Below are 13602 nucleotides of genomic sequence, written 5' to 3'. Positions count from 1 at the left end.
ATGATACATGTCATCTTCGGTGGTGCAAAAATATCAATTAGATCAGAAGTTCACCGCTTTTCTGGCGTTCGTCGTCAAACAACAAGGAAAGCTGAGTGCCTGGTTGACATTATTGCTGATTGCCATCTCTGCTTGGATTGTCGGGCAGCTTAGTTGGCAATTGATTCCTCAAGACAGCAGTGTTACTCGCTGGTCACCGACAACAGTGGCTTCACAGGCTGGTCCGGGCTCTAACGAAGCGGCATCAGGTGATGCTATTGCTTCTTTACTCGATGCGCATTTATTCGGTCGTTACTCTGATAAACCAGTAGCAAAACCTAAACCAAAGCCTGTCGTGAAAGATGCACCCAAAACCCGTTTAAGTTTGGTATTGGTTGGGGTGGTTGCAAGTTCCTCAATAGACAGCAGCTTGGCTGTTATTGCTAACCGAGGTCAGCAACAAACATATGGTATTGGTGAGCAGATTGAAGGCACACGTGCATCACTCAAAGGGGTGCTGGTTGATCGTGTCATTATCGACAATCAAGGGCAAGATGAAACTTTGATGCTAGAAGGTGTCGAATACAGCAAACTGGCGCAACAAAATACATCAGAACCACCGCCGCCATCCGATTCAAATGTCGGAAGCTTTCCAGATGTAAACGAGATTGAGCAGATCAGACGCGAAATTTCTCAAAATCCTCAACAAATAATGCAATACATTCGTCTTTCTCAGGTCAGAAGAGAAGGCGATATTGTTGGGTATCGAGTGGGGCCAGGTAGCCAAAGAGATTTGTTTGATGCGGTAGGACTAAAAGAAGGCGATATAGCGACGCAACTTAATGGTGCGGATCTGAGTGACCCTTCTGCCATGGGAAAAGTATGGCAAAGCATATCTGATATGACGGAATTGAACCTGACAGTCGAGCGAGACGGTCAAAGGCACGAAATCTTTATTGAGTTTTAATACCGGCGCAGAACTGCGTTGGGGTATGAGTGGGAGTATCACGTGAAACAGTGGTTAAACAAAGGAACCTGGTTGCTTGCTGGTAGCCTTGCATGGTCACCAGTGTTGGTGGCAAGCGAGTTTAGTGCCAGTTTCAAGGGAACCGATATTAAAGAGTTCATCAATATTGTTGGACGTAACCTCGAAAAAACCATCATTGTCGATCCGGCAATTCGAGGCAAAATCGATGTTCGAAGCTATGACGTGTTGAATGAAGAGCAGTACTACCACTTTTTCCTAAATGTTTTGGAAGTGTACGGCTTTGCAGCAGTTGAAATGGAAAATGGCGTACTTAAGATCGTACGTGATAAAGATGCCAAGACGGCTGCTATCCCTGTTGTTGGAGACGAGACTCGTGTACAAGGCGATGCCGTTATCACGCGAGTTGTGGCAGTACGAAATGTATCCGTAAGAGAACTTTCTCCATTATTACGTCAGTTAAATGACAATGCAGGTGCAGGTAACGTCGTGCACTATGATCCTGCGAACATCATTCTGATCACCGGTCGTGCAGCTGTTGTTAACCGTCTTGCTGAAATTATCGAACGTGTTGACCGTGCAGGTGACAAAGAAATCGAAGTTGTAGAGCTTAGAAATGCCTCTGCAGCGGAAATGGTTCGTATTGTTGAGGCATTGAATAAATCAACGGCTCAGAAAAACACGCCTGCTTTCCTTGAACCAAAATTGGTCGCGGATGAGCGCACTAACTCGATTCTTATATCGGGCGATCCGCAGGTTCGTAAACGTCTGCGTAAGCTTATCATGCAGCTGGATGTTGAAATGGCAACTAAAGGCAACAACCGAGTTGTCTACCTTAAGTATGCTAAAGCGGAAGACCTCGTTGATGTACTTAAAGGTGTCTCCGACAATCTGCAAGCTGAAAAGCAAGGTGGAGCTCAAGGTGGCGGTGGCGCAAAAGCGCGTAACGAAGTCATGATTTCTGCTCACGTTGGTACTAATGCACTAGTTGTAACAGCTCCGCCAGATATTATGCGTGCCATCGAAGATGTGATTTCCCAATTGGACATTCGTCGTGCGCAAGTTCTTATCGAAGCGATGATCGTGGAGTTAGATGAAGGGGATGGCGCTAACCTTGGTGTTCAATGGGGTAACTTAAATACTGGTGCAGCCGTACAGTTTGCAAACTCCGGAGCGTCTATTGGCAGTGTTATGGTTGGCTTGGAAGAAGCGAAAGATACCACTGAGACAAAAGCGGTGTATGACTCCGATGGTGAGTTTTTGCGAAATGAAACGACCACCACTAAAGGTAGCTACGACACTTTAGCTAAAGCGCTTGGTGGTGTGAATGGTGCTGCGCTTAGTTTTATCGCTGGTGATTGGACTGCGTTAGTGAGCGCTGTTTCCAGTGATTCCAATTCGAATATTCTTTCTTCTCCAAGCATTACAGTGATGGATAACGGTGAAGCGTCATTCGTTGTTGGTGAAGAAGTACCTGTTTTGACTGGTTCTGCTACGGGATCTAACAATGACAACCCATTCAGTACGGTTGAACGAAAAGAAGTCGGTATCAAACTGAAAGTGGTCCCTCAAATCAACGAAGGCGATTCAGTTCAATTAACCATAGAACAAGAAGTGTCGAACGTATTGGGTGCAGATGGAGCGGTCGATGTGCGATTCGCTAAGCGTCAACTTAACACGTCGGTGATGATTCAAGATGGTCAAATGTTGGTGTTAGGCGGTCTGATTGACGAACGTGCTTTAGAAAGTGAAGCGAAAGTACCACTGCTAGGTGACATTCCGATACTTGGGCATTTGTTCAAATCAACCAGCACAAAAATATCGAAGAAAAACCTAATGGTCTTTATCAAGCCAACCATTATTCGAGATGGCGTAACCGCCGATGGCATTAGCCAGCGCAAATACAACTACATTCGTGCCGAGCAACTTCTTAAAGCAGAAGAAGGTTTGAAATTACTGAGTGATGAATTTGTTCCTGTGCTTCCTAAGTATGGTGAAGATATTCGCCACCCTGAAGAACTGCGAGCATTCATTGAGCAGCTGGAGGCGAAATAATGGCGGATACGCTGGTCGTTTCTGAAGGCTTTGTTCGCTTACCTTTTGCTTTTGCTAACCGACATAAAGTGGCGATGGAAGTTGCCGCTCAGCCGGGTGCTTTACCTAGCCTTTATTATGTAGAACCCTTGGCACTTGACGTACTCACTGAAGTACGTCGAGTGGTTCGAAAATCATTTACACCTGTTGCTCTTGCCGCTCAAGACTTTGAAAGCAAGCTGACAGAGTTGTATCAACGAGATTCTTCTGAAGCGCGTCAATTAATGGAAGATATCGGTGCCGACAACGACGACTTCTTCTCGTTGGCCGAAGAGCTGCCACAAAATGAAGACTTGTTGGAATCAGAAGACGATGCGCCAATCATCAAATTGATTAACGCCATGTTAGGCGAAGCAATCAAAGAAGGCGCGTCGGATATTCACATCGAAACCTTCGAAAAATCTCTTTCTATTCGATTCCGTGTTGATGGCGTTTTGCGTGAAGTTCTCGCACCAAGCCGAAAGCTCGCACCACTGCTGGTTTCTCGCGTTAAGGTTATGGCGAAATTGGATATTGCTGAGAAGCGGGTTCCACAAGATGGTCGAATTTCACTGCGAATAGGTGGACGAGCTGTCGATGTTCGTGTGTCGACTATGCCATCATCACACGGTGAGCGTGTGGTTATGCGTCTTCTTGATAAAAACGCTACTCGCCTTGATCTGCATAGCCTTGGTATGACACCTCGCAATCATGATGGCTTCCAAACTCTGATCAAACGCCCTCACGGTATCATTTTGGTTACCGGCCCTACGGGTTCCGGTAAATCCACCACTTTGTATGCGGGTCTTCAAGAGCTGAACAGCACAGAGAGCAACATCTTAACGGTGGAAGATCCGATTGAATTTGATATCGACGGTATTGGTCAGACTCAGGTAAACCCAAAAGTAGACATGACGTTTGCTCGTGGTTTACGTGCAATCCTTCGTCAGGATCCAGATGTGGTGATGGTCGGGGAAATACGTGACTTAGAGACCGCCCAAATTGGTGTTCAAGCATCATTAACGGGTCACTTAGTGATGTCGACTTTACACACCAATACAGCGGTCGGTGCGATTACGCGATTACGTGATATGAGCATCGAACCGTTCTTGATTTCATCTTCCCTACTTGGTGTTCTTGCACAGAGGCTGGTTCGTACACTTTGCCCTGATTGTAAGCAGCCATATGAAGCGGATAAAGAACAGAAAAAGCTGTTCAACCTGACTGAATCTGAGCCCCTCACTTTGTACAAAGCGTGTGGTTGTGAATCGTGTAACTTTAAAGGTTATCGTGGGCGTACTGGTATCCATGAATTGTTGGTTATCGATGATGACGTTCAAGAGCTCATTCACAGTGAAGCCGGAGAACAAGCCATTGAGAAACATGTGCGTGGTGCGACGCCAAGTATTCGTGATGATGGTTTGAGTAAGGTCCGCCAAGGGAAAACGACCCTTGAAGAAGTCATGCGAGTGACCAAGGAAGTATAATGGCGGCATTTGAATACAAAGCTCTGGACGCTAAGGGAAAACAGAAGAAAGGTGTTATTGAAGGGGATAACGCACGCCAAGTTCGTCAAAAATTAAAAGAACAAGGCTTGATTCCTGTTGAAGTGATTGAAACAAAAGTGAAAGAAGCGAAAGCCTCTTCTTCTGGTTTCTCCTTCAAGCGTGGGATCAGCACCAACGATTTAGCACTACTGACTCGTCAGCTCTCAACGCTCGTTCAAGCGGGTATGCCGCTAGAAGAGTGTTTGAAAGCCGTCGCGGAACAAACCGAAAAAGCGCATATTCGTACCATGATGGTGGCAGTTCGCTCTCGTGTTGTTGAAGGGTATACGCTTTCAGACAGTTTAGGTGATTATCCACATGTGTTTGATGATCTTTTCCGCGCTATGGTCGCAGCGGGGGAGAAATCAGGGCATTTAGATACGGTTTTAGATCGCCTTGCCGATTACGCAGAAAACCGTCAGAAGATGCGCTCTAAGCTTCAACAAGCCATGATATATCCTGTTATGCTGACGTTGATAGCTGTGTCTGTTATAGCTTTTCTTCTCGCGACGGTTGTTCCTAAAATTGTCGACCAGTTTGTTCAAATGGGACAAAAGCTGCCTGCATCCACCGAATTCTTATTACTGGCAAGTAACTTTGTTCTGAACTGGGGTGTGGTTTTGGTTGTGGTGGCTCTAGTCAGCATTGTGTTGTTTCAAGCTGCGCTGCGAAAACCGTCTATTCGCTTAAAGTGGGATCGTTGGATCCTCGGATTACCCGTTATTGGCAAAGTAGCACGCGGCCTTAATACCTCTCGTTTTGCACGTACGCTGTCGATTTGTACTTCCAGTGCCATCCCTTTGTTGGATGGTATGAAGGTAGCGGCAGACGTAATGAGTAACCAGTTTGTAAAAGAACAAGTCTTGTTGGCGGCAGATAAGGTCCGAGAAGGGGCCAGTTTGAGAAAATCCTTGGAACAAACTCGTCTTTTTCCACCCATGATGTTGCATATGATCGCCAGTGGAGAGCAAAGTGGTGAGCTTGAACAAATGTTGACTCGTGCTGCGGACAACCAAGACCGAGATTTTGAATCTCAGGTCAACATGGCGTTAGGGGTATTTGAACCGCTATTGATTGTTTGCATGGCAGGTATTGTTTTGTTCATTGTAGTGGCGACGCTTATGCCATTGCTAGAGCTGAACAATTTGGTGTCGGGTAAATAAGAATCGAGTTAACGAAGACGCTTTATCTTAATTTATTTAGTTTCATTTGTGTTTAAAGCGGATCAGAGTATTGAACTGGCTTTAAGCAGATTGGATGTCGGAATGTAACGTGCGCGTAGAATGATTACAGCGCGCATTTTGGAGGAAATATGCATAAAAAAAGTAATAAAAAGCAGTCTGGTTTTACGCTATTAGAAGTCATGGTTGTGGTCGTGATTTTGGGTATTTTGGCGAGTTTCGTTGTTCCTAACTTACTCGGGAATAAAGAAACGGCAGACCAACAGAAAGCCATTACTGACATTGTGGCTCTAGAAAATGCTTTAGACATGTACAAGTTGGATAACAGTGTGTACCCATCAACGGATCAGGGTCTTGAAGCGTTGGTTTCCAAACCGTCTGCTTCACCAGAGCCACGTAACTACCGCGATGGCGGATACATCCGACGCCTACCTAACGATCCTTGGGGTAATGAATATCAGTATTTGAGCCCAGGTGACAACGGCACAATCGACATCTTTACGTTAGGTGCCGATGGTCAAGAGGGCGGTGAAGGTGCTCAAGCCGATATTGGCAACTGGAACATGCAGGACTTCCAGTAATTTTACTGGCTTCCCATTTTGCATTTGGTAAGTAAGCAAATACGTATGCACAAGCTACGCGGCTTTACGCTGATAGAAATCATGTTGGTATTGGTTTTGTTGTCGCTCAGTGCAGTAGCGGTTATTACGACGCTGCCTTCCTCAAGTGATGATCGGCTTGAGGAGCATGCGCAGCGATTTTCTCAGCGCTTACAGCTTCTTAATGAAGATGCCATGTTGAATGGGAAAGATTTAGGTGTTTGGTTTGATGAAGACAAAGGGCAGTATCGATTTGTCACGCTTACCAGTGAAGGCTGGGAAAAAATGGCAGAAAACCGATACTACTCAGAATCGGATTTAGAAGCTGAATTTGCGATATCTTTGCAATTAGGTAGTGATGAATGGGGCGACGATGATCGCTTGTTCGAGCCAGGAAGCCTGTTTGATGAGGAGATGTTCGCCGATGAAGAAAAGAAAAAGCAATCACCTCCACCTCAGGTTATGGTTCTTTCAAGTGGTGAGATAACGCCTTTCCAAGTCGCATTTTATCCCAACGTTGGGGATGAATTTCGAGATGGATGGCGTATTAAAGCCGCAGATAATGGGCTAATAAGCATATTAAAGCCAGGAGAGCGCGATGAAGATGAATAGGCCAAGTGCCCATCGTACTCGTGGCATGACTTTGATAGAAGTGCTGGTAGCGCTCGCAATTTTCGCAACTGCAGCCATTAGTGTAGTAAGGGCGGTCACTCAGCATATCAATACGCTCGGTTACCTAGAGGAAAAAATGTTTGCTGCCATGGTAGTGGACAACCAAATGGCGAAAGTCCTGCTTGGTAAAGCCCCAAAAAAAGAAAGTAAAGGCAAGGAAGAATTGGCAGGGCAGACATGGTATTGGTCGGTTAAACCGGTACCAACGGATAATGGCGTAATCAGTGCTTTCGATGTGTCTGTTTCTAAAGAGGCAGATGGCAAAAGTGCGATAGTGACGGTGAGAAGTTATGCGTCACCATAAAACATCGGGATTTACTCTTATTGAAGTGCTGGTGGCGATCGCGGTATTTGCCAGCCTAAGCATGGCAGCGTATCAAGTTGTTAATCAGGTACAGCTGAGCAACGCGCAGTCGATTGAAAAAACAGAGCGCCTGCAAACTATGCAGAGAGCGCTTATCTGGATGGATAACGATTTCAGACAGATGGCGTTACGCCAGATGAGAAGCAACGGAGAATCGCCGTCTGAAACCTTGTTAAGTTACGGAGACTACGTCTTAGAATCTGATGATAAAGGCATTATTTTTAACCGATTAGGTTGGCAAAACCCGCAAAGTGTTTTCCCTAGAGGGGAAGTCACAAAAGTAGGGTATAGAATCCGTGAAGAAAAGCTTGAAAGGGTATGGTGGCGATACTCAGACACCCCAGCAGGTCAATTACCATTATCTCGGCCAATTTTGGAAGATGTTGAAGCCTTTTCCGTAACGTTTTACGAAAATGGTGAATGGAAAGAGGAGTGGATTAAGCCTAGAGCATTACCTGCAGCGATTGCGATAACTCTAACATTGAAAGATTACGGTGAAATAGAGCGAGTGTATCTGACGCCTGGCGGTGAACTTTCTATTGTTACTCCCAAGCAGCAACAAGGGTCTGATGGAGAAAATTCTGGCGGAGGAAATAATGGTTAAACGTTCCTCCCAATCTGGTGTGGCTTTAATCGTAGTTTTGCTCTTGCTGGCTGTCATGACGGCAATAGCGGCGTCGATGTCTGAGCGCTTGTTCATCAATTTTCATCGTGCGGGTAATCAGGTCAATCACCAGCAAGCCTATTGGTATAGCCTTGGTGTTGAGGCGTTAGCTAAAGTAGGTATTGAGCAAAGCTACAAAGATAATGAAACAATCAACCTCAGCCAGCCATGGGCGTTAAAAGAACAAACATACCCACTGGACTACGGCACTGCTAAAGGCAAGTTGGTTGATATGCAAGCGTGCTTCAACATTAATGTATTGACCAGTGTTAAAGCTCGTGTCGAAACTGCGCAGAAGCCGTTCCTCGTTAAGGTATGGCAAAACATAATTGAACAACAAGATGTCGAGCCCTATACCGCAGAAGTGATCGCGGATTCCAGTTGGGATTATGTTGATAATGATGCCAATGTGCTCACAAGTTATGGCGCAGAAGACAGTACCTATGAGGGGTTTCAGCCTCCTTATTTGACTGCGAATGGATTTTTGGCAGATCGCTCAGAATTAAGAGCGATCCAGCAGGTAAGTGCGCCTATTATGGATAAATTATCACCTCTAGTATGCGCATTACCAACCAACGAGTGGAAACTCAACGTAAATACAATTTCCGAAGATCAGGCAGACATTTTGGCGGCCTTATTTCAACCGCACTTAAGCAGCAGCAACGCCAAAGAGCTTATCGCCAATCGAAAGTTTGATGGGTGGGACAGCATAGACAGTTTTATGTCAGAGCCAGTCATTAACGGAATTGAAGAAAAAGTGCGTAAGGAAGCACAGGCGCATATTGCAGTAGACAGCCGATACTTTGAGCTGGATGCTCAAGTGACGGTCGATGAGTCAAGGGTCAGGATACGTAGCCTGCTCTACAGTAAGGATAGAAAACAAGCGACGGTCGTCCGTCGTAGTTTTGGAGGAATCAGTGAGCGAGTTTCTGACCGTAAGAGTAAGTAGTCAGGTAGACGCCCCAATACAGTGGCTGGTTTGGTCTCCGAGTCAGCAAGAGGTGATTGCAAGTGGCGATCTGAGTCATCGCGATCAACTGGGTGACATAGCGACTTATGCCGCACAGCGCCCGACCATTGTGTTGTTGTCTAGCAGTGATGTACTGCTTAAAGAAGTAGATATACCTGCAGGTGGAGCGCGACAGCTAAACACCATGTTACCGTTTTTGGTCGAAGATGATGTCGCGCAAGATGTTGATGAGTTGCACTTTTCTGTGTTGGCTAAACGAGGTGTAAAAGCCGATGTTGCCGCTGTAGATCGTCAATTTTTAGATAACCTATTAAGTGATTTACGAGAGCACCATATTAACGTCAGGCAAATTATGCCTGATTGCCTTGCGCTTCCTTGGCAAGACAGCGAGATAAGCGCACTCCAAATTAACAGTCAATGGCTGTTTCGTAGCGGAGCCCATTCTGGGTTTACTCTTCAAGATGAGTGGCTTTCATTACTGCCATCTGAACCATTTAGTTTGGTTTCAAATCAAGATGACGATCCAGAAGCGTCTACGGACGAAGAAACACTTCACGAGAAAGTCGTATCCAGCTATAGCCCTTTACCAGAAGATCATGAACAGCTTCCAGGTCGTTGGAAGGCAGAAAATGCTGAATTAGTGATGTCGCTGCTGACGCAAGGCGCGCTGGCATCGAAAGTAAACCTTCTTACGGGTAGCTTTAAGCCATCATCTTCTCTAACTAAACATTGGAAAGTGTGGCAGAAAGCCGCCATTGCTGCGGTGCTTTTATTAGGTGTACTGACCACAAAAAATGTACTTCAAGTGAATGCATTTGAAGCACAAGCAGCAGAGTATCGAGCGGAAAGCGAGCGCATTTTCCGTCAGGTATTTCCTAATAAGCGGAAAATTCCGACCGTCAGTTACCTAAAAAGACAAATGCGTGATGAGGAGTCTCGTTTGTCCGGTGGTGGAGGTGATGAATCCATGTTGGTTTGGTTGGCTCAGTTGCCACAAGCCTTGAAAAAAAATGGTGCTATTGACGTCTTAAGTGTGAAATACGACGGCGCTAGAAACGAAATTCGTATTCAAGCGAAAAGCAAAGATTTTCAAACCTTCGAAACAGCACGAGCGGATCTCGCGCAACAATTTGAGGTTGAGCAAGGTCAGTTGAATAGAAGTGGCAGCGAAGTGTTTGGCAGCTACGTGATTAGGAGAAAACCATGAATAAAGTTAATGCATGGTGGCAATCCATATCGCAAAGAGAGCAGCGTTTAATGGCTGGTTGCAGCTTTTTGGTGCTGGCATTTGCTATATATTGGGGTGGCATTGTGCCGCTAAATGAAAGAGCGGATACAGCACAGACTAAAATCGCTAGTGAAAAACAGCTCTTAGATTGGGTGACAAAAAGTGCGAACTCCATTACGACGCTTAGAGCGGCGTCGGGTGGAAGTGTGAATGTATCTGGACAACCACTTAACCAAGTCGTTTCTTCGACCACTCGACGTTATCAAATCGAACTCATTCGAATGCAGCCACGCAGTGAAAGCTTACAAGTATGGGTTCAACCAGTGCCATTTAATCAGTTAGTCTCTTGGCTTGCTGATTTACGCGAGCAACATGGTATCGAAGTGGAATTTCTTGATATCACTCGTACAGAAACTACTGGTCAAGTTGAAGTAAACCGATTACAGCTAAAAAGAGGCAGTTAACTTGAAGCGTATAATTGGGTATGTGTCCGTTTTTGTTTTAGTGCTCATCGTAAGCCTTGTTGTGCACATGCCAGTTGCATTTGTGTATCAATATGCCCCAAAAATTCAAGGGCTGAGCGTGGGAAGCTTGTCTGGAACATTGTGGCGTGGACAAGCTTCCAAGTTAACTTGGCAAGGTCAAAATTTTGGTCAACTTAGCTGGGACTTTCAACCTTCAGCCCTACTGACAGGCAAGGCTGAATATCAAGTCCGTTTTGGTCGTGGTAGTGAGCTTCAATTGCACGGTAAAGGTGCTCTGGGTATGGGCTTTGGCGGGCTTTATGGTCACAGCATTTTTGCGTCGATGCCTGCTGAAAAAGTATTAGGATTCGCGCAGATTCCTGCTCCAGTTCAGGTAGAGGGGCAATTTGAACTAGCGATTAAAGAGTTCCAATATGCTCAGCCATGGTGTGAAAGTGCAACGGGTAATTTGGCTTGGAATGGTGGCACGTTAGGCACGCCACTAGGCAGCCTCATCTTAGGTGAAGTCACTTCTGACTTGGCATGCCAAGATAATAAATTAACTGCAAAAGGCGAGCAGAAACATGCTCAAGTGACGAGCGCGTTTGACGCAAACTTGACGCCTGATCAGCAATACAGCGTGAATGCATGGTTCAAACCGGGAGCAGATTTCCCTCCATCGATGGGGAGTCAGCTGAATTGGTTGGGCAACCCGAATAACAAAGGGCAATTTCCTTTTCAGTACTCTGGGCGTCTTTAGAAGCGACTAGATGAATAAGAATGGCTCAGCATTGCTGGGCTATTTTGTTATTGATAACGTTATACTTATACCCAAGTAACCTCAAGATGCTAGGTTCAGCGAGAGTTAAATGGCTTTCAGGCAAGGCATCGAGTTGTAGATCTAGTGGTTCTAAATCAAGAATCGATAACGCAGTATGAAAGCCAGTTAAACTCGCCCTTGGGAGCTCATATTCTGCCTCACTTCCTCGTCAAAGAACTTGGAAAGGACTCGTCATTCCGCTGCGTTCCTGATTTTGAAGTAGAAAGGCTTGAATTGAAACAGAATATGAGGCTCTGAATCCTGCACCTTGAGGTTACTTGGGTATATACCACTTCAAGTTGTTAGCTCTGAATCCTGTATCTGGAGATGGTTTGCGTGTAGATTGAGCTAATACGAACAAAAATCAATCTCGAAATGCCAACAGTTCATTATTTTTGATGATATATTGTTCCATGTTAATGATTGGGTCAGATTTTTAAGGAAAGGTTATGGCAAGTGAAAAAAAGCCACAAATTTTAGCTACAAAAACGGTCGCCCAATCTAAACTATTTACTATAGAGTCGCTGGATTTACGTTTTTCTAACGGGGAAGAGCGAATCTATGAGCGAATGAAGCCCAGTGGTCGCTCAGCGGTCATGATTGTACCTGTGACGGAGCAAGGAGACTTACTCTTAATTCGTGAATACGCAGCAGGTACAGAGCGCTATGAGCTCGGATTCCCTAAAGGTTTAGTGGATCCTGGTGAGTTGCCAATTGAGGCAGCAAACCGAGAATTAAAAGAAGAAATTGGGTATGGAGCGACAGAATTAACCCCTCTAAAAGAGGTGGTGCTGGCTCCATCTTACTTCTCAAGTAAGATGACGTTGTTTCTGGCACGCGACCTATACTCAGAATCACTGGAAGGGGATGAGCCTGAGCCTCTAGAATTGGTACGTTGGCCATTACAGCAAGCTGATGAGCTGCTGACCCATCTGGATTTTTGTGAAGCCCGCAGTATTACTGCACTGATGTTAGCTCAGCGGTATTTAAACACGTCTGAGTAAGGAAATGCCCTATGGCGGAAGATCTTTCTCACCTTATCCCTTCAGTTATCACGGTTGCCCGCAGTGCTGGTCAGCTCATACATGATATCTACGAAAACAAACAATACGAAGAATACACCAAATCGGATGCTACGCCGGTTACGAGTGCAGATATTGCCGCGCACAAATTGATCCTTGAGCGGCTAACTGAATTGACTCCCGATATTCCTGTTTTGTCGGAAGAAGATTCGGATATCAGCCTTGAAAAACGGTGTCAATGGAGCCGTTACTGGCTCGTCGACCCTTTAGATGGCACTCAGGAGTTCATTGCACGCAGTGGCGACTTTGCCACGATTATCGCTTTAGTTGAAGACAACGAACCCGTTATGGGTGTGGTATATGCGCCAGTTTCGGGCGTCACTTATTATGCCTACAAAGGGAAAGGCGCTTGGAAAATCCCAGATATGGACGAAAGTGTGGCGATTGAAACGCATCGTCATCACAGCGAAAGCCAATCTTTAGCGATTGCCATTAGCCGCCGTCAAGACATCAATAGCATTACCAGTAAGTTGTGCCCATCTTGGAACTTTGACTTGGTGCCATTAGGTTCGGCAGCGCTCAAAGCCTGTTTAGTCGCAGAAGGGGCGGTAGATTGCTACTTAAGACTAGGTCCAACTGGGGAATGGGACACTGCCGCGACTCAGTGCATTGTCAGTGAAGCGGGTGGTCGTATTCTCAGCACCAAATTAGAACCACTTTCTTATAATGAAAGAGAAACATTAGAAAACCCTAATTTTATTGTTTTAGGTGATGAAGAACTGCCATGGAATTCGATTCTATTGGCTCATAATTAGTTCAATCTTTCTTTTTTATGCGCTTATTATTTGAGTGCACTTCTCAATTGTCATGAATGAGATTCCTTCTAATTACAGTGGGTTATTCTGTAATTAGAAGGGGTTCAATCAAAAAAAAATCACTGATAAACAGGTTAATTACCTTTTTATAAAATCACGCTCACAGCGTGAAATTTTTCCTATATCCAGCCCTTGGTTTTTTCAGAAAACATGCTTGTG

Annotated in this window: 14 protein-coding genes; all 14 read left to right on the top strand. The window is 45.3% G+C overall.

The window, feature by feature from the left end; translation table 11 throughout:
- The first annotated feature begins 7 nt into the window (after positions 1-7).
- The 14 genes from gspC (at position 8) to cysQ (ending at position 13383) form a co-directional block, all read left to right on the top strand.
- Positions 8-946, top strand: coding sequence for a type II secretion system protein GspC (gene gspC / locus VPNCDNU1_RS09955; RefSeq protein ID WP_104400191.1), 939 nt, complete (start codon positions 8-10; stop codon positions 944-946).
- Between the two features lie 42 nt (positions 947-988).
- Positions 989-3019 carry a type II secretion system secretin GspD gene (gspD, locus tag VPNCDNU1_RS09950; protein WP_104400190.1) on the top strand — a complete coding sequence of 677 codons (2031 nt, stop codon included), beginning with the start codon at positions 989-991 and terminating at the stop codon, positions 3017-3019.
- Positions 3019-4524 (top strand): type II secretion system ATPase GspE, encoded by a 1506-nt coding sequence (gspE, locus tag VPNCDNU1_RS09945; RefSeq protein WP_104400189.1) that lies wholly within the window; start codon positions 3019-3021, stop codon positions 4522-4524. Before gspD ends, gspE begins: the two co-directional genes overlap by 1 nt.
- Positions 4524-5747 (top strand): type II secretion system inner membrane protein GspF, encoded by a 1224-nt coding sequence (gene gspF, locus VPNCDNU1_RS09940; protein ID WP_104400188.1) that lies wholly within the window; start codon positions 4524-4526, stop codon positions 5745-5747. Before gspE ends, gspF begins: the two co-directional genes overlap by 1 nt.
- Positions 5748-5896: 149 nt before the next feature.
- The gene (gene gspG / locus VPNCDNU1_RS09935) at positions 5897-6346 is read left to right on the top strand and encodes a type II secretion system major pseudopilin GspG (protein ID WP_104400187.1); all 450 of its coding nucleotides are present in this window, start codon (positions 5897-5899) and stop codon (positions 6344-6346) included.
- Between the two features lie 45 nt (positions 6347-6391).
- Complete coding sequence (gspH, locus tag VPNCDNU1_RS09930; protein WP_104400186.1) at positions 6392-6976, top strand: type II secretion system minor pseudopilin GspH; 585 nt, start codon at positions 6392-6394, stop codon at positions 6974-6976.
- Positions 6963-7340 carry a type II secretion system minor pseudopilin GspI gene (gene gspI / locus VPNCDNU1_RS09925; protein ID WP_104400185.1) on the top strand — a complete coding sequence of 126 codons (378 nt, stop codon included), beginning with the start codon at positions 6963-6965 and terminating at the stop codon, positions 7338-7340. The genes gspH and gspI overlap by 14 nt, the downstream gene beginning before the upstream one ends.
- Positions 7327-8004 (top strand): type II secretion system minor pseudopilin GspJ, encoded by a 678-nt coding sequence (gspJ, locus tag VPNCDNU1_RS09920; RefSeq protein ID WP_104400184.1) that lies wholly within the window; start codon positions 7327-7329, stop codon positions 8002-8004. Before gspI ends, gspJ begins: the two co-directional genes overlap by 14 nt.
- A complete protein-coding gene (gene gspK / locus VPNCDNU1_RS09915; RefSeq protein WP_104400183.1) occupies positions 7997-9013 on the top strand; it encodes a type II secretion system minor pseudopilin GspK in 1017 nt (338 codons plus the stop codon). The genes gspJ and gspK overlap by 8 nt, the downstream gene beginning before the upstream one ends.
- Positions 8982-10241, top strand: a complete 1260-nt coding sequence (gene gspL, locus VPNCDNU1_RS09910; RefSeq protein WP_104400182.1) for a type II secretion system protein GspL — start codon at positions 8982-8984, stop codon at positions 10239-10241. Before gspK ends, gspL begins: the two co-directional genes overlap by 32 nt.
- Positions 10238-10726, top strand: a complete 489-nt coding sequence (locus tag VPNCDNU1_RS09905; RefSeq protein WP_104400181.1) for a type II secretion system protein M — start codon at positions 10238-10240, stop codon at positions 10724-10726. Before gspL ends, VPNCDNU1_RS09905 begins: the two co-directional genes overlap by 4 nt.
- A 1-nt stretch (position 10727) precedes the next feature.
- On the top strand, positions 10728-11486 hold the full coding sequence (locus tag VPNCDNU1_RS09900; RefSeq protein WP_104400180.1) for a type II secretion system protein N: 759 nt from the start codon (positions 10728-10730) through the stop codon (positions 11484-11486).
- Between the two features lie 509 nt (positions 11487-11995).
- Complete coding sequence (gene nudE, locus VPNCDNU1_RS09895) at positions 11996-12550, top strand: ADP compounds hydrolase NudE (protein ID WP_101114524.1); 555 nt, start codon at positions 11996-11998, stop codon at positions 12548-12550.
- Between the two features lie 11 nt (positions 12551-12561).
- A complete protein-coding gene (cysQ, locus tag VPNCDNU1_RS09890) occupies positions 12562-13383 on the top strand; it encodes a 3'(2'),5'-bisphosphate nucleotidase CysQ (protein ID WP_104400179.1) in 822 nt (273 codons plus the stop codon).
- The last annotated feature ends 219 nt before the right edge of the window (positions 13384-13602 follow it).

It is taken from the genome of Vibrio penaeicida (assembly GCF_002933855.1).
GTDB classification, from domain to species: domain Bacteria; phylum Pseudomonadota; class Gammaproteobacteria; order Enterobacterales; family Vibrionaceae; genus Vibrio; species Vibrio penaeicida_A.
This window is presented reverse-complemented; position numbering and strand designations above follow the sequence as displayed.

Excerpts from the sequence above, each read along its gene's own strand:
- gspC (WP_104400191.1), top strand. The coding sequence starts at position 8 with ATGTCATCTTCGGTGGTGCAAAAATATCAATTAGATCAGAAGTTCACC.
- gspE (WP_104400189.1), top strand. The coding sequence starts at position 3,019 with ATGGCGGATACGCTGGTCGTTTCTGAAGGCTTTGTTCGCTTACCTTTT.
- gspF (WP_104400188.1), top strand. The coding sequence starts at position 4,524 with ATGGCGGCATTTGAATACAAAGCTCTGGACGCTAAGGGAAAACAGAAG.
- gspG (WP_104400187.1), top strand. The coding sequence starts at position 5,897 with ATGCATAAAAAAAGTAATAAAAAGCAGTCTGGTTTTACGCTATTAGAA.
- gspH (WP_104400186.1), top strand. The coding sequence starts at position 6,392 with ATGCACAAGCTACGCGGCTTTACGCTGATAGAAATCATGTTGGTATTG.
- gspI (WP_104400185.1), top strand. The coding sequence starts at position 6,963 with ATGAAGATGAATAGGCCAAGTGCCCATCGTACTCGTGGCATGACTTTG.
- gspJ (WP_104400184.1), top strand. The coding sequence starts at position 7,327 with ATGCGTCACCATAAAACATCGGGATTTACTCTTATTGAAGTGCTGGTG.
- gspK (WP_104400183.1), top strand. The coding sequence starts at position 7,997 with ATGGTTAAACGTTCCTCCCAATCTGGTGTGGCTTTAATCGTAGTTTTG.
- VPNCDNU1_RS09905 (WP_104400181.1), top strand. The coding sequence starts at position 10,238 with ATGAATAAAGTTAATGCATGGTGGCAATCCATATCGCAAAGAGAGCAG.
- nudE (WP_101114524.1), top strand. The coding sequence starts at position 11,996 with ATGGCAAGTGAAAAAAAGCCACAAATTTTAGCTACAAAAACGGTCGCC.
- cysQ (WP_104400179.1), top strand. The coding sequence starts at position 12,562 with ATGGCGGAAGATCTTTCTCACCTTATCCCTTCAGTTATCACGGTTGCC.